This window comes from Arthrobacter sp. UC242_113, from assembly GCF_044054585.1.
In the GTDB taxonomy this organism is placed as follows: Bacteria; Actinomycetota; Actinomycetes; order Actinomycetales; family Micrococcaceae; genus Arthrobacter.
Map to the genome: position 1 here is coordinate 1951004 of NZ_CP171968.1, position 23956 is coordinate 1974959.

18 protein-coding genes, 1 tRNA gene and 2 pseudogenes are annotated in these 23956 nt (G+C 67.2%); 13 read left to right on the forward strand and 8 right to left on the reverse strand.

What is annotated here, in order from left to right; all coding sequences use genetic code 11:
* The first annotated feature begins 100 nt into the window (after positions 1 to 100).
* Positions 101 to 1099 carry a LacI family DNA-binding transcriptional regulator gene (locus ACHMXB_RS08775; protein WP_395404513.1) on the forward strand — a complete coding sequence of 333 codons (999 nt, stop codon included), beginning with the start codon at positions 101 to 103 and terminating at the stop codon, positions 1097 to 1099.
* Positions 1100 to 1125: 26 nt separating this feature from the next.
* Here ACHMXB_RS08775 and ACHMXB_RS08780 read toward each other — a convergent pair whose 3' ends face one another.
* Complete coding sequence (locus ACHMXB_RS08780; RefSeq protein ID WP_395405197.1) at positions 1126 to 1602, reverse strand: MarR family winged helix-turn-helix transcriptional regulator; 477 nt, start codon at positions 1600 to 1602, stop codon at positions 1126 to 1128.
* A 95-nt stretch (positions 1603 to 1697) separates the two neighbouring features.
* On the opposite strand from ACHMXB_RS08780, the gene bcp reads away from it, so the two are divergent.
* The 9 genes and pseudogenes from bcp to ACHMXB_RS08825 all read left to right on the forward strand — a co-directional run bounded on the left by bcp (position 1698) and on the right by ACHMXB_RS08825 (position 12975).
* A complete protein-coding gene (gene bcp / locus ACHMXB_RS08785) occupies positions 1698 to 2177 on the forward strand; it encodes a thioredoxin-dependent thiol peroxidase (protein WP_395404515.1) in 480 nt (159 codons plus the stop codon).
* A gap of 178 nt (positions 2178 to 2355) precedes the next feature.
* A tRNA-Leu gene (locus ACHMXB_RS08790) sits at positions 2356 to 2437 on the forward strand.
* A 244-nt stretch (positions 2438 to 2681) separates the two neighbouring features.
* The gene (locus tag ACHMXB_RS08795) at positions 2682 to 3353 is read left to right on the forward strand and encodes a fasciclin domain-containing protein (protein ID WP_395404517.1); all 672 of its coding nucleotides are present in this window, start codon (positions 2682 to 2684) and stop codon (positions 3351 to 3353) included.
* Positions 3354 to 3552: 199 nt separating this feature from the next.
* Positions 3553 to 5229 carry an ABC transporter substrate-binding protein gene (locus ACHMXB_RS08800; RefSeq protein ID WP_395404519.1) on the forward strand — a complete coding sequence of 559 codons (1677 nt, stop codon included), beginning with the start codon at positions 3553 to 3555 and terminating at the stop codon, positions 5227 to 5229.
* 76 nt (positions 5230 to 5305) lie between these two features.
* The gene (locus ACHMXB_RS08805; RefSeq protein ID WP_395405199.1) at positions 5306 to 6811 is read left to right on the forward strand and encodes a malate:quinone oxidoreductase; all 1506 of its coding nucleotides are present in this window, start codon (positions 5306 to 5308) and stop codon (positions 6809 to 6811) included.
* Positions 6812 to 6902: 91 nt separating this feature from the next.
* Positions 6903 to 10119: pseudogene (locus ACHMXB_RS08810) on the forward strand (efflux RND transporter permease subunit).
* 158 nt (positions 10120 to 10277) lie between these two features.
* Positions 10278 to 11231: a hypothetical protein gene (locus ACHMXB_RS08815; protein WP_395404521.1), complete on the forward strand. Its 954-nt coding sequence runs from the start codon at positions 10278 to 10280 to the stop codon at positions 11229 to 11231.
* Positions 11232 to 11398: 167 nt separating this feature from the next.
* Positions 11399 to 12511 carry an LLM class flavin-dependent oxidoreductase gene (locus ACHMXB_RS08820; RefSeq protein WP_395404523.1) on the forward strand — a complete coding sequence of 371 codons (1113 nt, stop codon included), beginning with the start codon at positions 11399 to 11401 and terminating at the stop codon, positions 12509 to 12511.
* Positions 12508 to 12975: a MarR family winged helix-turn-helix transcriptional regulator gene (locus ACHMXB_RS08825; RefSeq protein WP_395404525.1), complete on the forward strand. Its 468-nt coding sequence runs from the start codon at positions 12508 to 12510 to the stop codon at positions 12973 to 12975. Before ACHMXB_RS08820 ends, ACHMXB_RS08825 begins: the two co-directional genes overlap by 4 nt.
* Positions 12976 to 13079: 104 nt before the next feature.
* Here the strand turns inward: ACHMXB_RS08825 and ACHMXB_RS08830 are convergent, their stop codons facing one another.
* Both ACHMXB_RS08830 and ACHMXB_RS08835 read right to left on the reverse strand, forming a co-directional pair.
* Positions 13080 to 13886 (reverse strand): transglutaminase family protein, encoded by an 807-nt coding sequence (locus tag ACHMXB_RS08830; protein WP_395404527.1) that lies wholly within the window; start codon positions 13884 to 13886, stop codon positions 13080 to 13082.
* A 73-nt stretch (positions 13887 to 13959) separates the two neighbouring features.
* Entirely contained in the window at positions 13960 to 14748 is a 789-nt protein-coding gene (locus tag ACHMXB_RS08835) for a hypothetical protein (protein ID WP_395404529.1), read from the reverse strand.
* A gap of 84 nt (positions 14749 to 14832) precedes the next feature.
* Between ACHMXB_RS08835 and ACHMXB_RS08840 the strand changes: the two genes are divergently transcribed.
* Positions 14833 to 15495, forward strand: coding sequence for a DUF1684 domain-containing protein (locus ACHMXB_RS08840; RefSeq protein WP_395404531.1), 663 nt, complete (start codon positions 14833 to 14835; stop codon positions 15493 to 15495).
* Between the two features lie 46 nt (positions 15496 to 15541).
* Positions 15542 to 16426: a fumarylacetoacetate hydrolase family protein gene (locus ACHMXB_RS08845; RefSeq protein WP_395404533.1), complete on the forward strand. Its 885-nt coding sequence runs from the start codon at positions 15542 to 15544 to the stop codon at positions 16424 to 16426.
* Here the strand turns inward: ACHMXB_RS08845 and ACHMXB_RS08850 are convergent.
* The 5 genes and pseudogenes from ACHMXB_RS08850 to ACHMXB_RS08870 form a co-directional block, all read right to left on the reverse strand.
* A pseudogene (locus ACHMXB_RS08850) lies at positions 16419 to 17586 on the reverse strand (cysteine desulfurase family protein). The gene ACHMXB_RS08845 and the pseudogene ACHMXB_RS08850 overlap by 8 nt on opposite strands.
* A gap of 7 nt (positions 17587 to 17593) precedes the next feature.
* Complete coding sequence (gene nadC, locus ACHMXB_RS08855; RefSeq protein ID WP_395404535.1) at positions 17594 to 18466, reverse strand: carboxylating nicotinate-nucleotide diphosphorylase; 873 nt, start codon at positions 18464 to 18466, stop codon at positions 17594 to 17596.
* The gene (nadB, locus tag ACHMXB_RS08860) at positions 18459 to 20342 is read right to left on the reverse strand and encodes an L-aspartate oxidase (RefSeq protein ID WP_395404537.1); all 1884 of its coding nucleotides are present in this window, start codon (positions 20340 to 20342) and stop codon (positions 18459 to 18461) included. The genes nadC and nadB overlap by 8 nt, the downstream gene beginning before the upstream one ends.
* A 10-nt stretch (positions 20343 to 20352) precedes the next feature.
* Positions 20353 to 21663 carry a quinolinate synthase NadA gene (gene nadA, locus ACHMXB_RS08865; RefSeq protein ID WP_395404539.1) on the reverse strand — a complete coding sequence of 437 codons (1311 nt, stop codon included), beginning with the start codon at positions 21661 to 21663 and terminating at the stop codon, positions 20353 to 20355.
* A complete protein-coding gene (locus ACHMXB_RS08870; RefSeq protein WP_236809353.1) occupies positions 21660 to 22370 on the reverse strand; it encodes an NUDIX domain-containing protein in 711 nt (236 codons plus the stop codon). The genes nadA and ACHMXB_RS08870 overlap by 4 nt, the downstream gene beginning before the upstream one ends.
* Before the next feature lie 187 nt (positions 22371 to 22557).
* On the opposite strand from ACHMXB_RS08870, the gene ACHMXB_RS08875 reads away from it, so the two are divergent.
* A complete protein-coding gene (locus ACHMXB_RS08875) occupies positions 22558 to 23940 on the forward strand; it encodes an amino acid permease (RefSeq protein ID WP_395404541.1) in 1383 nt (460 codons plus the stop codon).
* Positions 23941 to 23956: the final 16 nt, after the last annotated feature.

The window sequence follows — 23956 nt, forward strand, 5'->3', positions numbered from 1 at the left end:
TCTTCTCGGGGCATCTAGATCGTTCTAGTGACACGATGGTGGCACAGCTTTTGGCCATCTGTCTAGATCGTTCTATAGACTGCTGGCAGCAAGGAGGCACATGTCTGAACAGCAACGGCGCCCCACCCTCGTGGACGTAGCCCAGGCGGCCGGCGTATCGCGGGCCCTCGTTTCCATCGTGATGCGCGGCGCCCCCGGCGCGGCCGAAGCCACACGGCAGAAAGTGCTGGACGCCGCACGCGAGCTCGGCTACCGGCCCGACAGCCGTGCCCGGCTGCTGCGGAGCACCCGGACCAAGCTCCTGGGCCTCAGCTTCTCCACGGGCCACGCCTTCCACGCCGAAATTGTGGACGCCGCGTACGCCGAGGCCGGCGCCAAGGGTTACGAACTCGCACTGGGCGGCGTCACCAGCGGCAGGCCGGAGGCCCGGACCATTGAGGCCCTGCTGGATTTCGGGTCCGAGGCGCTGATCCTGATCTCGCCCACGCTCAGCAGCGACGAACTGGCCCGGTACTCCGGCCAGGTGCCGGTGGTGAGCCTGCTCCGCAACGACGTCGGCGAACTCACCGACTCCGTGAGCAGTGACGATTACGAAGGCATCCGGATGGCGGTGGAACACCTCGTGTCCCTGGGGCACCGGCGGATCGTCCATGTCGACGGCGGCACCGCTGTCTCCGCCGAACCGCGCCGGTCTGCCTTCCGGGTGGAGATGGAACGCCGCGGCCTGGAGCCGGCCATCATTGCCGGCGGCGCGATGGAGGAAGACGGGATGACTGCCGGTAATTCCCTCGGCCCGGACATGCCGACGGCTGTCATCGCCTTCAACGACAGGTCAGCCCTGGGACTCATTGAGAGTCTCCGGGCGCAGGGCCTGAAGGTCCCGGCAGATGTGTCAGTGCTGGGCTACGACGACAGCCAGTTCGCACGGCTTAGCTATGTGCAGCTGTCCTCGATCAGCCAGGACGCTCCGCTACTTGCAGCTGCAGCAGTGGACCTCGCTGTGGCCCGGATTGAGGGAACGCAGCCGCCCGGGCATGTAATCAGGACCCCGCACCTGGTTGCGCGCAGGACCACGGCGGCTCCCGGCGCCGTCGGGTAGCCGCCGGTGCAGGGATTTGCCTCGGGCTAGGAATTTGCCTCGACGGCCAGCCCGGCGTCAGCTCCGGCCACAATGGCGTTGGTCTCAGGCGATGCGAAGCGCTTGGCCAGCTCCCGGACTACGGCCTGGAGTTCCTGGCGGAGCCGGTCCGGGTCGATGGATGCCGCGGCCAGGACCGACCGCTCCATGTCTGCTGCAGCCATGACGGCTTCGGTGCCGCGCTCCGTGAGCGAAACGACGTGGCTGCGCCGGTCCGACGTGCTGCGCTGCCGCACGATGTGCCCGTGCGACTCGAGGCGGCTCAGCGTCTTGCCCATGGTCTGGGCCTGCACCCGGACAAGCTGGGCAAGCTGCGCCTGCGTCATGGGACCGCTGTTGTAGAGCACCTCGATGGCGATGACGCCGGCATGGGTCAGGCCAATGGCACCCAGCTTTTCGTTCCAGGAGTGCTCTACGAGGCGGGCCGCCGTGGACAAGAGGCGCCCTGTGGGCCAGCGATCCATATCAGGCATACCACCAAGTATAACTAAGCTTGATTAGTACCCGGCACGACGCCTCACTAAGCTGGAATGTCCTGCACGAAAACAAGGAGAGAACGTTGGCTGAAAAACTTACGCCGGGCGACACCGCCCCCGGCTTCACCCTGAAGGATGCAACGGGAGCAGACGTCAGCCTCAGCGACTTCCGCGGCCGGAACACCATAGTTTATTTCTACCCGGCCGCCGCCACGCCCGGGTGCACCAAGCAGGCCTGCGACTTCCGGGACAGCCTGGCATCCCTTCAGGCCGCCGGCTACGAAGTGCTGGGGATCTCGCCCGACCCGGTAGGCAAGCTGGCCAGCTTTGCCGACGCGGAGGGCCTGACCTTTCCCCTCCTGTCGGACGAAGACCATGCCGTAGCCGAGGCATACGCCGCGTGGGGCGAGAAGAAGAACTACGGCCGGACCTACGAGGGCCTCATCCGTTCCACCGTGGTGGTGGACGAGGACGGCAAAGTTGCCGTGGCCCAGTACAACGTCCGGGCCACCGGGCACGTCGCCAAGCTGCGCAAGGACCTCAAGCTCGAAGAGGTTGGCTAACCCCGCCCCTAACAAACCCGGCCCGGCCGGACAAGACCGGCCCCGCGCCGGACAACACCGTCCAGCGAAAGCGGCGCCTGCCGCCGGGACCGCACAGGTGACGGTACAATTGAGGCTGGCATCCGCCGTCGTACGTCTTCCTGCTGGTGACAGCAGGCAGGGCAGCGGGCGGAGCCGGGCGCGAGTGGTGAAATTGGCAGACACGCAGGATTTAGGTTCCTGTGCCTTCGGGCGTGGGGGTTCAAGTCCCCCCTTGCGCACAAAAGTAAAGAGCAGGAAATCCCGGGTTACGGCCCGGGATTTCTTCGTTTAACGGGCCGCCCGCGAGGCCGGCGGAAAATTTTTCGCGGTTCACCCATCCGCTGCTGCCAGCCCGGCGAATACCCAGTGAGACACCGCCCAAAAGCCTGGAACTTCAGGCCGGTGCCCCACAGTCGGAAAAGGATCACGGAGGGCTCCCAGCCCCTCCGATCCCGTTCGTCGGCACAACTAAGGAGAATCGAAATGCAGTCTTTCAAGCGCTCAACCTTCACCGTCGCAGGCATTGCAGCCGCAGCCCTGCTCAGCCTCACCGCATGCGGCGGCTCCGCCGGCACGACCAGCAGCTCGTCGGCGGCCGCCGAGCCGTCTGCCTCCAGCATGGCGCCGTCACCGTCAGAGACCTCGACGGCGGCCATGGACCCAGCGGCCAACCTCGCCGGTCCGGGTTGTGCCGGCTACGCCAAGCAGGTCCCCAGCGGCAAGGGTTCCGTCGCAGGCATGGCCCTGGATCCCGTGGCCGTCGCAGCCTCAAACAACCCGTTGCTGAAGACCCTGACGGCCGCTGTCTCCGGCAAACTGAACCCCAAGGTCAACCTCGTCGATACCCTGAACGGCAGCGAGTTCACGGTGTTCGCGCCTGTTGACGACGCTTTCGCCAAGGTCGACGCCGCTACGATCGAGACCCTCAAGAAGGACGACGCCCTCCTGAGCAAGATCCTCACCTACCACGTGGTCCCCGGCCAGGTCACCCCGGACAAGATCGCGGGCACGCACAAGACCGTGCAGGGCGGATCGGTAACCGTGACCGGGACCAAGGATGCCCTCAAGGTGGACGGCGCCAACGTGATCTGCGGCGGCGTCCAGACGGCGAATGCCACCGTTTACCTCGTGGACTCGGTGCTGATGCCTAAGTAGGCGCGGGGCCTGATCCGGGAGTCGTCCTGGGAAGAGGCCGCGGTCCGCACCCGACAGTGCGGACCGCGGTCTTTTGCCGTGCCGGCGCCCGGCGTGTCCTGGCTCACGCATAAGCCAGGGGTCCGCGATCCGTCAATTAGACTGGGTGGCGGGCAACAGCCGCCCACGCGCACCCCAGCAGTCCAGAGGTGGTAATCGAGTGCCCAGCAGCAGTATCCCGCGCCGTACGGCCCTCAAGACCGGCGCCGTCCTTCTGGGCCTGTCGCTCACTTCCTGCACGAGCGAAGCCCAGCCCACGCCGTCGTCCGTTGCGGCAAGCACCACAACGGCAGCCGTTGTCCCTTCGGAAACCTTCACGTTTGGGACGGCCTCGCAGCCTCTGGGCCTTGACCCCGCCCTGGCCAACGACGTCGAGTCGCAGCGGGTCACCCGGCAGATCCTGGAAGGGCTGGTGGGCGTCGACCAGACAACGGGCGAGCCCACGCCACTGCTGGCAACGCAGTGGACGGAATCGTCGGACGGCCTGGCCTATACGTTCACCCTGCGCCCAGGAGTCAGGTTCCACGACGGTTCCCCTTTCAACGCCGACGCCGTCTGCACGAACTTTGACCGCTGGTTCAACTTTTCCGAGGCGCTTCGGAAGCAGGCTCCGGGAACCACCTTCAAGGGAGTCTTCAAGGAGCACGCCGACCATCCGGAGCTGTCCGTCTTCAAATCCTGCACCGCCCTGTCGGCGCTGCGGGTGCGGATCAGCCTCACGGAACGCTTCACGGGCTTCCTGCAGGCACTGACGCTTCCCGCGTTTGCCATCTCCTCCCCCAAGGCACTCGCCGCCGGGAAGGCCGATCAGCCCAGCCTGCGGCGCGGCAGCCAGGCACTTTCCGCTTACGCCACCCATCCCGTGGGCACCGGCCCCTTCCGCTTCTCCGCCTGGGACAGCGCGGGAGTCACTCTCGTGGACAACAAGGAGTACTGGGGCACCCGGGGACAGATCGCCACCCTCAAATTCGTCACCTACGACCACCCGCAGACGCGGCTGCAGGCCCTGCTGGACGGCAGGATCGACGGCTATGACTCGGTGACGGTGGGAAATTTCGACCAGCTGGTCAAGCGCGGCAAGCAGATCATCCAGCGGGACCCGTTCTCGGTGATGTACCTCGGCATGAACCAGGCAATTCCGGTACTCAAGGACCTCAAGGTCCGCCAGGCCATCGAGCTGGCCATCGACAAGGACACGCTGATCAGGCGCTTCTTCATCGACAACACCGCCCAGGCCTCGCAGTTCGTTCCGCCCAAGCTGAGCGGGTTCAACAACAACGCCCCCGCCCTCGGCTATGACCCCCGCAAGGCGAAGGAACTCCTGGCAGAGGCCGGCTACAAGGGCCAGGCCCTGAAGTTCTACTACCCCATGAACGCCACACGGCCGTACCTGCCCACCCCGGAGAAGGTCTATGCAGAGATCAGCCGGCAGCTCACGGCGGTGGGCCTGAACATCCAGCCCGTCCCCGTGGACTGGACGGACGGCTACCTGCAGAAGGTGCAGAACCCCGGCGACCATGCCCTGCATCTGCTCGGCTGGAACGGCTCCTATTCCGACGCTGACAACTTCCTGGCCCCGCTCTTCGGCGAGAAGAACGGCGAGTTCGGCTACCAGGACCCGCAGGTATTCTCCAAGATCGACCGCGCCCGAGGACTCCCGGACGGCCAGGAACGCACGCAGCAGTACCAGACCATCAACGCCCAGATCGCGGAGTCCCTGCCCGCCGTCCCCATCGCTTTCCCGATCTCCGCTCTGGCCCTGTCCGACCGGGTGATCAGCTATCCCGCCTCGCCGGTATTAAATGAAGTTTTCACGAAGGTCCAGCTGAGGCCTTGACGCCGGGGCGCAATTTCAGTTAGAGGCGGTACAGGGATATTCTGTGACAGCCAGAGCCGCCTACGGGAGACTGATTGTGACCTTCATTTCCAAGACCCAACACGCCGACGTCGTCCTTATTGGCGGCGGCATCATGAGCGCCACGCTGGGTGCGTTCATCAAGCAGCTCGAACCCAACTGGACCGTCTCGCTGTTCGAGCGGCTCGACGAGGCCGGCCTGGAGAGCTCAGGACCGTGGAACAACGCCGGCACGGGGCACGCCGCGCTGTGTGAGCTTAATTACTCCCCCGCAGCCAAAGACGGCTCGGTCAATCCTGCCAAGGCACTGCACATCAACGAGCAGTACCAGCTCTCCCGCCAGTTCTGGTCCCACCTGGTGGATAACTCCCTGATCGGCTCGCCCAAGGGCTTCATCAACACGGTTCCGCACATGAGTTTCGTCATCGGCGACGACAACTCCACCTTCCTCAAGACCCGGTACAACGCGCTCAAGGAGCACACCCTGTTCCGGAGCATGGAGTACTCCGAGGACTTCGCGCAGATCGCCAAGTGGGCGCCGCTGATCGTCAAGGGCCGCGACACGAAGCAGCGCGTTGCCGCCACCCGCGCCGCCGAAGGCACCGACGTGGACTTCGGTGCCCTGACCCGCGAGCTGACCGGATACCTTGCCAACAACGGCGTCGAGATCAATTACGGCCACGACGTCACTGATCTCCGCAGGGCGTCCGACGGCGGCTGGGACCTTTCGCTCAAGCACCCGGCTTCCGGTGAGCGCGGCAGCATCCGGGCCAAGTTCGTCTTCGTCGGCGCGGGCGGCGGAGCGCTGCACCTGCTGCAGGCTTCCGGCATCCCCGAAAGCAAGGGTTTCGGCGGGTTCCCGGTCTCCGGCCAGTTCTTCCGCTGCACGGACCCGTCCCTCGCGTCCCAGCACAACGCCAAGGTCTACGGCCAGGCTTCAGTGGGCGCTCCGCCGATGTCCGTGCCGCACCTGGACACGCGCTACGTCAACGGCAAGCGCTCCCTCCTGTTCGGCCCGTACGCCGGCTTCTCGACGAACTTTCTGAAGAACGGCAGCTACCTCGATCTCCCGCTGTCCATCCGGCCGAGCAACATCATCCCGATGCTCGCCGTGGCAAAGGACAACATGGACCTGACCGCCTACCTCGTCAAGGAGGTGGCCAAGCGCCACGGTGACAAGGTGGAGGCCCTGCGCGAGTACTACCCCGAGGCCAAGGACGGCGACTGGGAACTCATCACCGCCGGCCAGCGCGTGCAGATCATCAAGAAGGATCCGAAAAAGGGCGGTGTGCTGCAGTTCGGCACCGAGGTGATCGCCGCCCGCGACGGTTCAGTCGGAGCCCTGCTCGGCGCTTCACCGGGAGCCTCCACGGCCGTGCCCATCATGATCGAGCTCCTGCAAAAGTCCTTCCCCAAGAACTTCAAGGGCTGGCAGTCCAAACTCAAGGAGATGATGCCGGGCTACGGCGTCAAGCTCAACGAAAACCCGGAGCTGGCGGCGGAGCTTGAGAAGGCCACCGCCAAGAGCCTCCAGCTGGAAGCATCGCCCGCCGTTCAGCGGTAACCCTCTAACGGTGACCGTCCGGCGCTGACCGGCGCGGGTTGCGGCAGGCACCACCGAAGGCAAACAGTCCGTCGACCCAGGAGATCATGCGATGTTCCGGCTGGCCCAACTATCCCTCGGGAACCGCTCGCTCATCGCGCTGATCACCATCTTCGCCTCGGTGTTCGGCGTGATCACCATGTCCTCGCTGAAGCAGGAACTCATTCCCTCGGTTGAGTTCCCGAGGATCACGGTGATCACGTCCATGCCCGGGGCGTCGCCCGAGGTGGTGGACAAGCAGGTCAGCCGTCCGCTGGAGACGGCGCTGAACGGCGTCGAAGGCCTGGAGTCGACGTCGTCCACCTCCCGCAACGGCGTCTCGCAGATCAGCCTGGTGTTCACTTACGGTTCCAACCTGGACCGGGCCCGGAACCAGATCGACAGGGCGATTTCCAACGCGAAGCGCACGCTCCCGGACGACGTCCAGCCCCAGGCCATTGCCGGCAGCATCAGCGACTTCCCGATCGTCTTCCTCGCTGTCTCCTCGGACAAGCCGCTGAGCGAGCTGAACACGGACCTTCAGCGGCTGTCGGTACCGAGGCTGCAGAAGCTCGACGGCGTCCGTGGCGCCGACGTGACGGGAGGGGCCGACCGGCACATCCTGATCCAGCCGAACGCGGCCAGCATGGCCGCCGGCGGTGCCAGCATCCAGTCGATCCGGAATGCCCTGACCAACAACGGCGATCTTGTTCCGGCGGGCACCGTTGAGGAGAAGGGACAAAGCCTCTCCCTGCAGATCGGCAGCCCGGTCGACTCGGTTGCTGCGGTGAAGTCCCTGCCGCTCAGCGGGGCCCAGGCCGGCACCACCATCGGTTCTGTGGCTGACGTCAGCATCAAGGATGACGCGCGCACATCCATCACCCGGACGAACGGCCTCGAAACGCTGGCCATTTCCGTGACGAAGAAACCCGAGGGCGACACCGTGGCGATCTCGCACGCGGTGAAGGATCTGCTGCCACAGCTCGAGGCTGAGCTTGGCTCGAACGCCAAGTTCACCCCCGTCTTCGACCAGGCACCCTTTATCGAGAAGTCCATCAAGGACCTCACCACCGAGGGCCTCCTGGGCCTCGGTTTCGCGGTGGCCGTCATCCTCCTCTTCCTCATGTCCGTCCGCTCCACCCTGGTCACCGCCGTCTCCATTCCGCTGTCTTTGCTGATCACCTTCATCGGCCTGTCCGGCACGGGGTATTCGCTGAACATCCTCACGCTTGGGGCGCTGACCGTCGCCATCGGCCGGGTGGTGGATGACTCGATCGTGGTGATCGAGAACATCAAGCGGCACCTGAGCTACGGCGAAGCCAAGCTCACCGCGATCCTCACCTCCATCCGTGAGGTGGCCGGCGCCATCACCGCCTCCACGCTGACGACAGTGGCCGTCTTCCTCCCGATCGCCTTCGTCGGCGAACTCACGGGGGAACTGTTCCGGCCGTTCGCACTCACGGTCACCATTGCGCTGCTCTCTTCGCTCCTGGTGTCCCTGACCATCGTTCCCGTGCTCGCGTACTGGTTCCTGAAGAGCCCCGCCAACGGAGCCGGCGAGGCCCCTCGCTCCGCCCGGGAAGTCCAGTCGCAGGCACACGAGGCCGAGCAGCGCAGCCTCCTGCAGCGCGGCTACCTTCCCGTCCTGAACAAAACCCAGAAGCACCCCGTGCTCACCCTCATCGCCGCGGTCCTGGTCCTCGGCGGGACCGCTGCAATGACGCCGCTGCTCGCCACCGACCTGCTGGGACGCTCAGGCGAGAACAGCATGACGGTCAAACAGGAACTGCCCGCCGGCACGAGCCTTGACGACACCAGCGCCGCGGCCCGGAAGGTTGAGGACGTACTCCTCGGCATCGACGGCATCAGGGACGCCCAGGTGACCTCCGGCAACGCGCAGGCGGGCTTCACCGCACTGACGTCCTCGGGCGCCTCCAACTCCTCTTTCACCGTGGTCACCGAAGAAAAAGCAAACCAGGGCCAGCTGCAGGACACCGTCCGCAGCGAACTGGCGGCCGCAGGTGCTGCCGGCAAGATCTCCGTCGGTTCCCAGCAGGGAGGCTTCGGAACGTCCTCCACCGTGGACATCACCCTGAAGGCGGCCACCTCCGAAGACCTGAGGAAGGCCAGCGACGCCATGGTCAAAGCCATGGCCGGAGTTCCCGGAAGCAGCGAAGTGACCACCAACCTGGCCGCCAGCCAGCCCGTGGTGCAGGTGAAGGTTGACCGGGCCAAGGCCGTTGCCGCCGGCCTGACCGAAGAGCAGGTGGCGGGCGTCCTCGCCTCCACCATCAGCCCTGTCCCCGCAGGCACCGTGCGCATCGACACGGACGACTTCCCTGTCCAGATCGGCGAAGGAAAACGCTTCACCAGCATCGCCGCCGTCCGCGACATCCCGCTCCCCCACCGCCTCCGGCGCGGTCCCGCTCAGCCGGATTGCCGCCGTCGAACAGGTTGACGTCCCCGTCTCCATCACCTCCAGCAACGGCCAGCGGACCGCGCAGGTGTCCGTCACGCCGTCGGGATCCAACCTGGGTGCCGTCAGCGCGGAGGTGCAGCAGCGCCTCAAGGCCGTGGAGCTGCCGGCCGGGGTGACCGCGGCGATCGGCGGCGCCACCGCCCAGCAGGCAGAATCCTTCCGGCAGCTCGGCCTCGCACTGCTGGCAGCCATCGCCATCGTCTACGTGATTATGGTGGCGACATTCAAGTCGCTGGTGCAGCCGCTGATCCTCCTCGTGTCGGTGCCATTCGCCGCCACCGGAGCAGTTGCCCTGCTCCTCGTCACGCAGGTGCCGCTGGGCCTGCCGTCGCTGATCGGCATGCTGATGCTCGTGGGCATCGTGGTAACCAACGCCATTGTGCTGATCGACCTGATCAACCAGTACCGGAAGCCGCGTGGCGGCAATCCGGGGATGAGTGTTGCCGATGCCATCACCCACGGCGCCCGCCAGCGGCTCCGGCCCATCCTCATGACCGCGCTGGCCACGGTTTTCGCGCTGACCCCCATGGCCCTGGGCATGACGGGCGGCGGCGGGTTCATTTCGCAGCCGCTGGCCATCGTGGTGATCGGCGGCCTGGTGTCCTCCACCGCGCTCACGCTGGTGCTCGTCCCCGTGCTGTACCGGCTGGTGGAGGGTCGCAAGGAAAAGAAGGAGCTCCTGCGCCAGCTCAAGCAGCGGCCCGGTTTCTCCCCGGCAGATGACGACGTCGACGCAGAGTTCGCTGACTGGACCACCGGCATGGTGCCCAAGCTCAGCGGACGACGCGCCGCCCCCGGCTCCCCGGAGTAACCCCGCGCCATCACCACTTCTCCTCCCCACCCAACTAAGTAGCCGTTCAGGGCGTTCCCAGCGCTGGGAACGCCCTGAACGGCTACCTACATGGGGTGACAGCCGCTGAGCCTGTGGATAACCCAGTTCCGGCCTTCAGATTGCGGAACGATGGGGCCATGAAATATCCGAGCCCTTTGCCTGAACATCTCTCGGCCGTGCCCTTCACCATGCATGAAGCACTCGACGCCGGGGTTGCCCGGCACCGACTCAAGACCGGCGGTCTCGTGACTCCTAGCCGCGGGATACGGGTGCCTTCCGGCGAGGGCACGAGCCTGGAGTGCCTGGTGCAGCTTGCACAGTTGGCCAGGCCTCACACGCTGGTTACCCGCCTTTCGGCGGCGTCACACGCCACGGCATTCTTGCTGTGGGAGTTCCCCGGCTTTCTTCCGGGTGCTGACCAGCCGGGCATCCACATTTCCCGTCCGGATGCGGTGACCATCGCCCGGCGCCGGGGCGTGGTGGGCCACCGCGGGCAGTTTTTTCCGGACGAGATCGTGGAACTTTACGGGGTGTTCGTGACCAGCAGGGCCCGGACGTGGCTGGACATCGCACGGCGGATGAGTATCGACGAGCTGACGGTGGTGGCTGACCACCTCCTGCGCCGTCCCCGCCCCGAGTTCGAGGGTAGGTCCGCAGCACATGCCACCCGCGACGAACTCGCCGACATGCTGGACAGGCACAAAGGAACGCCCGGGATTCGGAAGGCCCGCCTGGCACTGGAACAGGCGCGCCTCGGCGCGGATTCTGCCCCCGAAACACGGCTCCGGCTTGCCCTGGACCGCCGCGGCCTTCCGGATGCTGACGTCAACGTCCCGGTAACGCTGGCCGGCGGCGTCGTGCGCCAACCCGATCTTGCCTACCCGGAGTTCCGTGTGGCCGTGGAGTATGACGGCGAGGGGCATTCGGATCCGGCACAGGTGCTGAGGGATATAAGCCGCGACGAGGATTTCGCCGCCGCGGACTGGATCCTGGTGCGGATCGGCAAGAACCACATGGAGAACGAGGCACGGGCGGCCGTGCGCAAGGTCCGCCTGGCGCTCCTGGCGCGTGGCTGGTCCCCGTCTGAGTAGCAGTTCAGGGCGTTTCCAGCGCTGGGAACCCCCTGAAGTGCTACTTAGTTGGGAGGGGCGGGAATAACCTGGCGCCGGCGACGTTGAGGGCAGTACATGCAAATGCATGTAAATCGGGTACACTGGTAGCACAGGCCCGAACAACTTCGGCGAACGGAAGGCTCATCATGCAGATCGGCGTATTCAGCGTCAGCGACATCACCCAGGACCCCACCACGGGCCGGACCCCCACCGAGCACGAGCGCATCAAGGCCTCCGTGGCGATCGCCAAAAAGGTCGAAGAAATCGGCATGGACGTCTACGCCATCGGTGAGCACCACAACCGGCCGTTCTTCTCGTCCTCCCCCACCACCACGCTCGCGTACATCGCCGCCCAGACCGAGCGCATCACGCTGTCCACGGCCACCACGCTGATCACCACGAACGATCCGGTCAAGATCGCCGAGGACTTCGCCATGCTGCAGCACCTTGCCGACGGTCGCGTGGACCTGGTGCTGGGCCGCGGCAACACGGCACCGGTCTACCCCTGGTTCGGCAAGAACATCCAGGACGGGATCGAGCTCGCCATCGAGAACTACAGCCTGCTGCGCAAGCTGTGGGACGAGGACACCGTCAACTGGTCCGGCAAGTTCCGCACGCCGCTGCAGAACTTCACCTCCACCCCGCGCCCGCTCGACGGCGTGTCCCCCTTTGTGTGGCACGGCTCCATCCGCAGCCCGCAGATCGCGGAAGTGGCTGCCTACTACGGCGACGGTTTCTTCGCGAACAACATCTTCTGGCCCAAGGAGCACTACCAGCAGCTGATCAACCTCTACCGCGAGCGCTACGAGCACTACGGCCACGGCAAGGCTGACCAGGCCATCGTGGGGCTGGGCGGGCAGTTCTTCATGAGGAAGAACTCCCAGGACGCCGTGAAGGAGTTCCGGCCGTACTTCGACAACGCCCCCGTCTACGGCCACGGCCCGTCACTGGAGGACTTCACGTCCCAGACCCCGCTGACCGTCGGCAGCCCGCAGGAGGTCATCGAGAAGACCCTCACGTTCCGCGAGTTCTTCGGCGACTACCAGCGCCAGCTGTTCCTGATCGACCACGCCGGGCTGCCGCTGAAGACCGTCCTGGAGCAGCTGGACCTGTTCGGCGAGGAAGTCCTGCCGGTCCTGCGCAAGGAGTACGCAGACCGCACACCGGCGCACATCCCGGCTCCGCCCACGCACGCCGGACGCGTTGCCGCACGGATCGCAGCCGAAGAAACCGCCGCCTCCCCGACGGAGTCGCGATGACACCCCGAACAGCTTCGGGGACGTCCGCCGTCCGGCTGGCGGCAGAAACCTGGGAGTCGCTGTTCCGCGCGCAGGTGGCCGTGATGCGCCGGCTGCAGTCCGGCCCTGCATTCCGGACCCTGACGGTGAACGAGTACGACGTACTGTTCACCCTGTCGCGGTGCCCGTCCGGCTGGCTGCGCCTGAACGAACTGAACGACAACGTGCTCCTGAGCCAGTCCAGCCTGAGCAGGCTGGTGGACCGGCTGGAGAAACGCGGCTTGGTGGAGCGCCAGCCGGCCCCGAACGACGGCCGGGGCGTGCTGCTGAAGCTGACGGAGGACGGCGCGGCGCTGCAGAAGGAGATCGGCCGGGAGCACGTGCGGGACATCGCCGAGCTCGTTGCCCCGGCGTTGACGGCCGCGGAGCAACGGGAGCTGCTCCGCCTCACGGAGAAGCTGCGCGCTTCCCTGCCGTCCCGTTAGTCACTGCCGCCTAGTCACCGCCGTCCCGTCAGCCGGGACGGCAGTGACGGCGCTCCTCCGTCGGACGGCCGACGGCGGGACGCCAGTTAAGCCTGCAGTTCCGGTCAGCCGATGACGGCCAGCTTGTCCGGATCTTCCGCCGGCAGCTCGCCGTCCACCGTGGCCAAGACGCGGATCTCCCGGAGGGACAAGCTTCCGCCCACGGTGGACAGGAAGGCCGTGTCCGAGGAGTCACGCCCGGCCGTGATGCGCAGCATGGCCTCCCTGGGCGCCAGGCCGGTGGGGTCGATCACGTGCCACGCCCCGTTGATATGGGCCTCGGCCACGGCATGGAAGTCCATCGGGGAAAGGCCCGGCGCATAGACAGCCGCCAGCCGGGCAGGCACGTTTTTGGCGCGCAGCAGCGAGATGGCCAGGTGCGCATAGTCCCGGCAGACGCCCCGCCGGTTCAGGAGGGTCTCCACGGCGCCGTCGGTTCCCCGGGAGGAGCCGCTGACGTAGCGCAGTTCGTTGAACACCCAGTTGCGGACGGCGTGCAGGAGCTCCTCGCCCTGGAGTCCGCCGAACTCGGCATACGACGTGGGAAGCAGCCGGTCAGACTCCGCGTAGCGGCTGGGCCGGACGTACCGGATCAGCTCCATCAGCGCGGCATCCTCGGGTTCGGCGCGGCCCGCAACGTTCGCCGAGTAATCCACCGTGACCTCCGTGGGCTCGGCGAACTCCATATAGTGGAACCTGCCGCCGTGGTGGTCCGAAAGCTCAGTCAGCGGAACCTGTTCCCCGTCCGCCGTCACGCTGAGGTTCTCCTCGAAGGACGTGTAGCCGGCGTTCCTCGCCACGGAGATGGCCATTGCCACCTTGGTGTCGGCCACTGTCTTAAATACCAGGCGGGCAGCAACAGTTCGTTCCATGGGTCTCCGGGGTGTGAGGCGGCGTCAGCCAGTCGCGGCTGCGGACGGGGGATGTGCCGGAGGCGCAGCGGGACTAGTTCTTGATCTTCAGAGACATTAGCATCCGCTGGACATTGGCGAATTCGGAGCCCTCGTTGACGTAGCTGGCGGCCTGGTCAAGCGTGTCGAAAACCTTGGCCGGGGCCACCTTTTCATCCGGGGCAAACGCCTTCAGCGAGCGCACGTCGCTGAACGAGTAGTTCCCCTTGCCGGCCAGGCCCTGCACCACGTTCTGCAGCTGGCAGGCCTTGGAATCGGCGCCGCCCACCAGATTGGTGATGCCGTAGGAGCCGAAGTAGCGGTAGCCCTGGATCACCCTGAACACCACGTGCGGGTCGATGGTTCCCTGCCCGCCGCTGTGCGGCAGCTCGACGGGGACACTGCTGACGACGACGTAGGATTTGCGGGCGGTGCCGGCACACGTGGCTGCCGCTGCCTCCGGCAGCCCGGTCTGCAGGGTGGCCAGATAGGTGCCGTCCGCGTCCTTAACCTCGATCTTCACCGCGCCGGGAAGGGTTCCCTTGTCCGGTTCCACCGACTGGGCAATCCAGTCCTGCGGAAGCTCGAAGCTCACGGTCTTGGCGGGGTCGGTGAAGACCTTCCATGCCGCCGCCGTGGCTCCGGCCGTCGCAGAGGCACCAGCCGACGCGCTTGCAGTGGGACTCGCGGAACCCGAGGCCGCCCCGGTCGCCGGGGTGGTGCCCGGCTCCGCCGTCCAGACGGGCGCGCCCTTTCCGTCGCTGCTGCAGCCGGCCATCAGTCCCGCCGTCAACAGCATGGCGGCGGCGATCCCGATGCGTCCAGAGGCGGTGATCCCTGTCATGGCTCCAGCCTAGCCGGGACGCCAGACCCGTCCGGGGGTTGCCGGGCAGCGTTTCGGCGATGAATTAGCAACTAGGCTGAGGTCATGGACGAACATGAGCTGGACGAAGCAGAGCAGACGCTGGCGAACATGTCCGCCCTCGACATTGCCGACTGGCGGCTGCGGACCTTTGCCCTTTACGACACTGTGCGCAAGATCGCCGCGGACAGCCCCGAGGAAGCCCACGCCTACTGGCGCCAGGAGCGCGACCGCATGTTCGGGACTCATGCAGCGTCGGCCCTGACGGCCGAGGCCAAGGCATCCTTTTACGGGCTCAGGACGGCCGACTACGATCCCATCTACCGCTTCTACGTGCCCCTGACCAAGGAGGGCGCAGGGCGGGAAATGACCGTCGAAACGGGAACGGACGGGCTGGTCAGGTTTGTCCGGCTGGGAACGTTCGACCTTCCAGAAATGGGACAGCTGGCCGTGTGGAAGCTGATGGGCTACGGCGGCGGGATCTTCGTCCCGTTCCGCGACGCCACCGCCGGAAAGCCCGGCGGAAGCTACGGTGCCGGCCGCTACCTCCTGGACACCATCAAGGGCGCGTTCCACGGCGTCCGGGGCTCCGGGCCCGACGCCCAGTACGTGCTGGACTTCAACTTCGCTTACAACCCCTCGTGCGCCTACAACGAGGCCTGGGCCTGCCCGCTCGCCGGCCCCGCCAACCGGCTGGCCGTGGAGATCCCCGTCGGCGAGCTGTACTGACGTCACGCAGTTCGGGGCCGCCCAGCCGCGCACATACGATGGCTGCATGACCCCAGCTCCCCCGCGGCGGATCGCCCGCGTCCGCCCTCTCGCCACTGCCCCGTCGCCGTCCGCTTCCTCAGGACCGTCCCCAGACACAGACCCGGACCAGGCACAGCTGCCCGAGCAGTTCTTCGTGGCCAACGACGCCTCGGACTTCGCGGGCATCGCAGGGCGGACATGGACGGTGGTGGAGTCCCCCTTCCCCGGCTCGCGCGCCAATGCCGGCAGCCCCCAACGCCAGGGATGGGAACCGGGAGCTGAGGTCTCCGAGGACAGCTTCACGTTCCTGGCGCCGAGCGTTGCGGCCAACGTCCTCGGGATGGCCCACAACACCGGGCAGGCCGGCCGGGACCTTCCCGCACAGGCCTTCCACAAGGCGGCCACCAGCGTGATCGGGCCGGGCGAAGCGATTGAGCTGCCGGCCGGAATCGGACTGGTGGAGCCGGAGGCGGAACTAACCGTCGTCGTCGGCCGGACAGCGAAAAACCTGACCCTCGGCAATGCACGGACGGCGGTCCTGGGCTACACCATCGGCAACGATGTCACCGCACGGAAGCTGCAAAAGTCCGATGAGCTCTGGCTGAGCGCCAAGAGCCAGGACACCTTCACGCCGGCCGGCCCCTGGATCGTCACGGAGCTGGACCATGCGGACCTGCCTGTCGGCGTCGTCCATAACGGCACCGAACTGCCCGCGGCCAGCACCGCGGACCTGGGCTGGAAGGTGGATGAGATCCTGGTCTACCTGACGTCGTTCATGACCCTGCACCCCGGCGACCTGGTGCTCACCGGGTTCCCGGCGGCGAGCGCCGGCATCCAGCCGGGCGACACCGTCACGTGCCGGGTGGGCGGAATCGGGGAGCTTTCCAACCCCGTCACGGCCGCTAGCTGACCGGCACGCCGCCCAGGTTCCGCACGCTTCCGACGGCGGCTGTCACCGCCGCGGCTGCTGCCTCCAGGTCGGTGGCGGTCACCGACGAATCAAAGCTGAACCGCACGGCGGTCTGCGCCACCTCCGCTTCGATGCCCAGTGCCACCAGCACCGGCGACGGCGCGTCCGAGCCGGCCGCGCACGCCGAGCCGCTGGAACAGACTACGCCCTGGCGCTCGAGTTCCAGGAGCACCGACTCCCCGCTGGTGCCCGGAAAGCAGAACGACGCCACCGAGGGCAGCCGCTCGGATGGATGGCCGGTCAGCAGAGCACCCGGTACGCCGTCCAGCACGGCGGCAATAAAAACGGTCGCGCAGGCCGGTGACGCGGGCTGCGAGCGCGGGCTGGTCGGCGTACGCCAGGGTGAGGGCGGTGGCCAGGGCCACGGCTCCCGCCACGTTTTCGGTGCCGGAACGCCTGCCCCGTTCCTGGCCACCGCCGTGCACCAGCGGCTCGATGCGCGTCCGGCCGCGAACGAACAGGACCCCGTTACCCTTGGGCGCCCCCAGCTTGTGCCCGGAGATGCTCAGCGCGTCCACGCCGAGCGCCCGCACATCCAGCGGCAGCCAGCCGGCGGCCTGCACGGCGTCGGTGTGGAAGGGGATCCCCCGCCCCCGTGCCAGCTCCGCGAGCTTAGCCACCGGCTGGACGGTCCCCACCTCGTTGTTGGCGTACATGATGCTGACCATTGCGGTTTCGTCCCGCAGCACCGCGGCGAGTGCCTCCGGGGTCACGGTTCCGTTCCCGTCGACGGGCACCACGTCCACGGTGAAGCCGTGGAAGCGTTCCAGATACCGTGCGGACTCCTCCACGGCAGGGTGCTCGACGGCGCTGATCACCACCCGGTTCAGCGCCGGGTCCGCGGTCTGCCGCGCGAGGGCAATACCCTTGACGGCGAGGTTGTCCGCCTCCGTGCCACCCGAGGTGAAGGTGATCTCCCCGGGCCTGCAGCCCAGCACCGCGGCCACGGTCTTACGGGCGTCCGCAAGTGCCCGTGCGGCGGAGTCACCGAGCGAGTGGTGGCTTGACGGGTTGCCAAACTCGCCGGTGAGGTAGGGCCACATGGCCTCCAGCACCTCGCGGCGGACGGGTGTTGTGGCTGCTGCGTCCAGGAAGATCATGGTGTGCTCACCCCACTGTCAGTTCGACGTCCAGGCCGAGGTCCAGGGCCGTGACGCTGTGCGTCAGGGCACCGACGGAGATGACGTCCACGCCTGCGGCGGCGATGTCCGCAACGGTGCGGAGGTTGACGTTGCCGCTGGCCTCCACGATGGCCCTCCCGGCGACCTGCCGGACACCGGCACGGAGTTCCTCCAGGCTGAAGTTGTCCAGCATGATGGTGTCCACTCCGGCGGCCAGGACGGGCTCGATCTGCTCGGCGCTGTCCACCTCCACTTCGAAGTGCGTGGTGTGTCCCAGCTTGGCCTTCGCGTCGGCGAGGAGGGCGGTCAGCCGTGCCGGGTCTCCCCCGGTCATGACGGCCAGGTGGTTGTCCTTGGCCAGCACGGCATCGGAAAGGCTGTAGCGGTGGTTGGCGCCGCCGCCGCACCGGACGGCGTACCGTTCCAGGACGCGCAGGCCGGGAGTGGTCTTGCGGGTGTCGGTGATGCGGGCCTTGGTGCCGGAGGCCAGAGCCACAAATTCGGCCGTCTTGGTGGCGATGGCACTCATCCGCTGTGCCAGGTTGAGGCCGACCCGCTCGGCCAGCAGCACGCTGCGCGCCCGGCCGGTAACCCGTGCCAGCTTTGTTCCGGCGGCGAAGACCTCGCCGTCGGCCACGAGCAGTTCCACCTGCGTGTCCGGGTCCACCATCAGCATGGCGTCGCGGAACACGCTGCCGCCGCTGAAGACTCCCGGGACGCGGGCGTTGAGCACGGCGGTGGCGCTGGCCTCGGCCGGGATCAGCAGCTGCGAGGTGATGTCGCCGCTGGGCGCATCCTCCACGAAGGCCCGCTCCAGGATCTCGCGGACGGGTGCTGCAGGGAGGGTCAGGCTAGTCATGGACAAGGCTCGCTTTCGGGCTCATTCTGAATTCTTCGTCTAGGTCGTCGACTGGAAGATCTGCCGGCTGGCTGTCATCCCGGTAATGCGCGCCGAGCGACACCCGCCGCTCGCGGGCGGCGTGGACCAGCAGCTGCGCGGCTAGCAGCAGGTTGGCGTCCTCGTGCGCGGCCGGGTCCGCTGACTGCGGCACCGTTTCAGGACGCACGACGGCGGCCCACGCCCCAATCGCGGCCCCCGCCTCGCGCAGCAGCTCCCCACTGCGCAACACCCCTGCCTTGGCAGTCATCACCCGCCGCAGGGCTTCCCGAGAAAAGACGCCAGATACAGTGGACGCCTCATCAATAGGTTCTGTTCGGGGCAGCCGGCCCAGCCCCTGCGACGACCGGAGTTCAGGACCACTTCCCATCATCTCCGGGTAGGGGTCAGGGGTTTGGTCGTCCGTCCAGAAGTCGCGGGACAGTGCTACGGAAGCGTCGGCTGACGGTGCCCCGGAAGCGTGCGTCAAAGGGAGGCCGCTAGCGGCCGAGCTAGCACGCGGAGGGGTGCCGTTAGTCGACGCCCCCGACTCATTAGTGCCGTCTTGCGACGACTCATGGTTGTCACCAAGAAACGCCTCAACAGCACGCCGCCCGAACACCAGTCCCTCGAGCAGCGAATTGCTCGCCAGCCGGTTGGCGCCCTGGACGCCGGTGCAGGCAACTTCGCCCGCCGCGAAGAGCCCGGGGACGGTGGTGCGGCCGTGCAGGTCGGTGGAGACGCCGCCCATCCAGTAGTGCGCGGCCGGCGCGACCGGGACGAGCTCCCGGGTCCAGTCGATGCCGGCTTCGCGGGTGCGCCGGGTGATTGTCGGGAAGCGGCGCTTGAGGAACCCTGGTCCCCTGGACTCCTCGAGGCCGCGGGCGTCCAGGTAGACGTGGCCGTTGGGGTCGCCGAGCGCGGCAAGGTGGAGGGCAATGCTGCGGGAAACGACGTCGCGCGGCGCGAGTTCGGCGTCGGGGTGGTAGCCGTGCAGGAAGCGGCGGCCCTGCGCGTCAACGAGGATGGCCCCCTCGCCGCGCACTGCCTCGGAGATCAGCAGCGGGTCCTGGCCGCCGTCGGACTTTGTTCCCCCGGCTGCCGGTGCCCCGTCCGGCCTGACCAGGCAGGTGGGGTGGAACTGGAAGAACTCCAGGTCAGCGACGGCCGCACCGGCGCGCCAGGCGAGGGCCAGGCCATCCGCGGTGGCAACGGACGGGTTGGTGGTCTGTGCGAACAGCTGCCCCGCCCCGCCGGTGGCCAGCAGCACGGCGTCGGCCTGGATGCTGCCCGGCCGGCCGTCCTGCAGGTACTCAACGCCCGTGACCCGGCGGCCCTGCTGCAGGAGGGCGGTGACGGTGGCGTGGCCGAGCAGCCGGATCCTGCCCGTGGCCTGCGCGGCCAGCACGGCACAGATCAAGGCGTTGGCGATGCCGGCGCCGGTGGCGTCGCCGCCGGCGTGCAGGATGCGCGGCGCGGAGTGGGCGGCCTCGAGACCCAAGGAGGGATCGCCGTAGTCGTCCAGGTCAAAGCGGACGCCGAAGCGGCCGAGCCCGGCGATGTCCCGGCGCGCCTCGGTGCAGAGCACCCGGACGGCACGCGGGTTGCAGTGCCCGGCGCCGGCCTTCAAGGTGTCGGCGATGTGGGCGGCCACGGTATCGCCGGGAGCCGGCTCGTCCAGGACGGCGGAAATGCCGCCCTGGGCGAAGTACGTGTTGCTGTCCGCGAGCGCGCCCTTGGTCAGCAGCACAACGTCGGCGCCTGCCTCAGCCGCGAGCAGCGCGGCGTACAGGCCGGCGATGCCGCTGCCGACGACGGCGAGCCGCGGGCGGCCGGCCCTTCCGTTTTCGCTGGTCATTGCGGGCTCCCTATTGGGGCTTGGCAGCGAGCATGCGCTCGAGTGCCGTCCTGGCGTCCTGCTGCACGTCATCGTCCACGGTGATGCGGTTAACCACCCGGCCGGCGACGAGCTCTTCGAGGACCCAGGCCAGGTAACCGGGGTGGATCCGGTACATGGTGCTGCACGGGCAGATGACCGGGTCCAGGCAGAAGATGGTGTGCTGCGGGTATTGGGCCGCCAGCCGGTTCACCATGTTGATCTCGGTGCCGATGGCGAAGACCGTGGGCTCAGTGGCCGCCGCGATGGCTTTCTGGATGAAGTCGGTGGAGCCGGCGGAGTCTGCCGCGTCCACCACTTCCATGGGGCACTCCGGGTGCACAATGACGTTGACGCCCGGGAAGTCGGCGCGTGCCTTCTCGATCTGGGCCACGCTGAAACGCTTGTGCACCGAGCAGAATCCGTGCCAGAGGATCACGCGGGAATCCAGCAGGGACTGCTCGTCGTTGCCGCCAAGTTCCTTGCGCGGGTTCCACATGGGCATCTGCTCGAGCGGGACACCCAGCGCCTTGGCCGTGTTGCGGCCGAGGTGCTGGTCCGGGAAGAACAGGACGCGCTGGCCGCGCTCGAAGGCCCACTCGAGGACCGTCTTGGCATTGGAGGACGTGCAGACGATGCCGCCGTTCCGGCCGCAGAAGGCCTTCAGCGCCGCGGATGAATTCATGTAGGTGACCGGGATGACGGGAACGCGGCCTTCGGCGTCGGGCTCGGTGCCGAAGATTTCCTCAAGCTGCTCCCAGCACTCTTCCACGGAATCGGCGTCGGCCATGTCAGCCATGGAGCAGCCGGCCGCGAGGTTGGGCAGGATGACCGCCTGCTCCGGCGTGGAGAGCGTGTCAGCAGTTTCGGCCATGAAGTGCACGCCGCAGAACACGATCGCCTCGGCGTCCGGCCGGGTCAGCGCGGCGTTGGCAAGCTGGAATGAATCCCCGACAAAGTCGGCGTACTGGACAACCTCGTCGCGCTGGTAGAAGTGGCCGAGGATGACGGCGCGGTCGCCCAGCGTTGCCTTGGCAGCCCGGATCCGGGCATCGAGTTCAGCTTCGCCGGCAAGCTTGTACTCTTCGGGAAGCTGGCCCTGGCGCGGCGTGGAGGCAGGCGCGACGTCCGCGCTGGAGGCCCCGGGACCATAGGCGGGGACGCCGGCGAGCGTTTCCGCGAGGTCGTATTCCCAGGGGCCCTTGGCCAGCGCCGGGCTGCAGGTGCCGCCGGCGCCGGCAGCCGTGGCCTTCTCGGCCTGTTCGCGCGTGATCAGCTGGATGGCAGTGTTGACGCTGCTCATGGGGTGCTCCTGTTATCTGGGTCGAGGCCGGGGCGGCCGGTAAATCGGTAAAGACGCGGCGGGCGGTGCTTGCCGCCCTGAAGGTATTCACCGGTTTCTTCGATTTCCGGCGTCGACTTGATCTGCCGGCGGAAGTTGGCAGGGTCCAGCTGCGTGTCCAAAACGGCTTCGTAGACCTCGCGGACCTGGGCGAGGGTGAAGTATTCGCCCAGGAAGTGGTAGGCGATGGAGCCGTAGGCCAGCTTGTTCCGCAGGCGCCAGAGGGCGTAGTCCACAATCCCGTTGTGATCGAAGGCCAGGCTGCCAAGCTTGTCGGCCCGGAACCAGCGGACGTTCTCGGATTCGTCCGCGAGGGCAGCCTCGGTGGGCTGGACCAGCGCCCAGTAGACGATGGACACCACGCGCTGCGTGGGCGAGCGGTGCAGGCCGCCGAAGGCGTAGAGCTGCTCCAGGTAGCTGGGAGCCAGCCCCGTTGTTTCCCTCAGGTTCCGCGAGGCAGCGTCCTGCAGGGATTCGGCGTGGGTCAGCGGACCGCCGGGCAGGGCCCAGAGGCCCTTGAAGGGCTCCCGGATCCGCCGGACCAACGGGATCCACAGGGTGGGCCGGCCGGAGGACTCGCTGGGGCGGAGCGCGAAGATCACCGTGGAAATGGCGAGCGACGGCGGCGCGGACTGCCGCTCGGCCACATTGGCTGAGGTGGTGTACACGGTAATCACCCGCTTCGCTGCGATCGGCGGGCCCCGCTTGCTGCCCGCCTCGGTTAGTTATAGTCAAGTTGACTCAAACTGATTCTACGACCGGCCGCCCGGGATGCAAAATGTTGCGCCGGAAGTTGGGTGTAAATTCGAAAGGTCCCAAAAGGACCAGTTCCCCAACCCCAAGAAGGTACGCACCATGACGACGAAGTCCACGGCAGAGCGACCCGCAGTACAGCTCCGCCACAGCATGAAGCCCCGCCAGCTCACCATGATGGGCCTGGGCAGCGCCATAGGAGCCGGGCTCTTCCTGGGCTCCGGCGCCGGCGTCCAGGCGGCCGGCCCGGCAGTCCTGGTGTCCTACCTCGTCGCCGGCACCCTTATCATCCTGGTCATGTGGGCGCTGGGCGAAATGGCGGCAGCCAACCCCAACAGCGGCGCCTTCTCCGTTTACGCCGAACGCGCCATGGGCAAGACCGCCGGGGCAACGGTGGGCTGGCTCTGGTGGCTGCAGCTGGTGGTGGTCATCGCCGCAGAGGCGCTCGGCGCCGCGGGGCTGCTGTTTTCCGTCTGGCCGGTGGTTCCGGTATGGGCGCTCTCCCTGGTGTTCATGGTGGTGTTCACCGGCATCAATCTGGCCGGCGTGAAGAACTTCGGCGAGTTCGAGTTCTGGTTTGCCATCCTCAAGGTGGCCGCCATCGTCCTGTTCCTCGCCATCGGCGCCGCGTTGCTGCTGGGCCTGCTGCCGGACGCACAGTCCCCGGGTCTGGCCAACATCACCGGAGACTTCGCGCCCTCGGGCCTGGCCGGCATTGCAACCGCCCTGTTCGTGGTGATTTTTGCGTTCGGCGGCACGGAGATCGTCAGCGTCGCAGCGGCGGAGACCGAAAACCCCGAACACAGCGTCACCAAGGCTATCCGGACGGTCGTCTGGCGGATCCTCGTCTTCTACATCGGCTCCGTCTTCGTGATCGCAGCCGTCCTTCCCGCCACCTCGGAGGCGCTGTCGTCGCCGTTCGCGGGCGTCCTGGATGCGGCCCGCATCCCGGGTGCCGCCACCGCCATCACCCTGGTGGCCGTCGTCGCCCTGCTGTCCGCCCTGAACGCCAACCTGTACGGGGCGTCCCGGATGGTGTTCTCGCTGGCAGAGCGCGGCGAGGCTCCCGGCTTCCTGTCCCGGCTCAGCGGCGCGGGCGTGCCGATGGTCGCCGTCGGCGTCTCGGTCGCGTTCGGCTTCATCGCCACGGTCCTGGAACTGCTGTTCCCCGAGCGCATCCTGCCGGCCCTGTTCCAGCTCGTCGGGTCCACGTGCCTCGTGGTCTGGGGTTCGGCACTGGTTTCCCAGCTCATCCTGCGCCGGCGGGCAGACCGCGACGGCACTCCCCTGCCATTGCGGATGAGGGGCTTCCCCGGGCTCACCGTGTTCGGCCTGGTTCTGCTGGGGCTGGTCTTTGCCGTGGGCTTCAGCGCCGAGAGCAGCCGCCTCCAGCTGATCAGCACGCTGCTGCTGATTGCCGGCATCGCCGCCGCCTGCTGGGCAGGCGCGCGGATCGCGGCATCCCGGCGCGCCCGGCGCTCCTAGCCGTGGATTTCCCCGC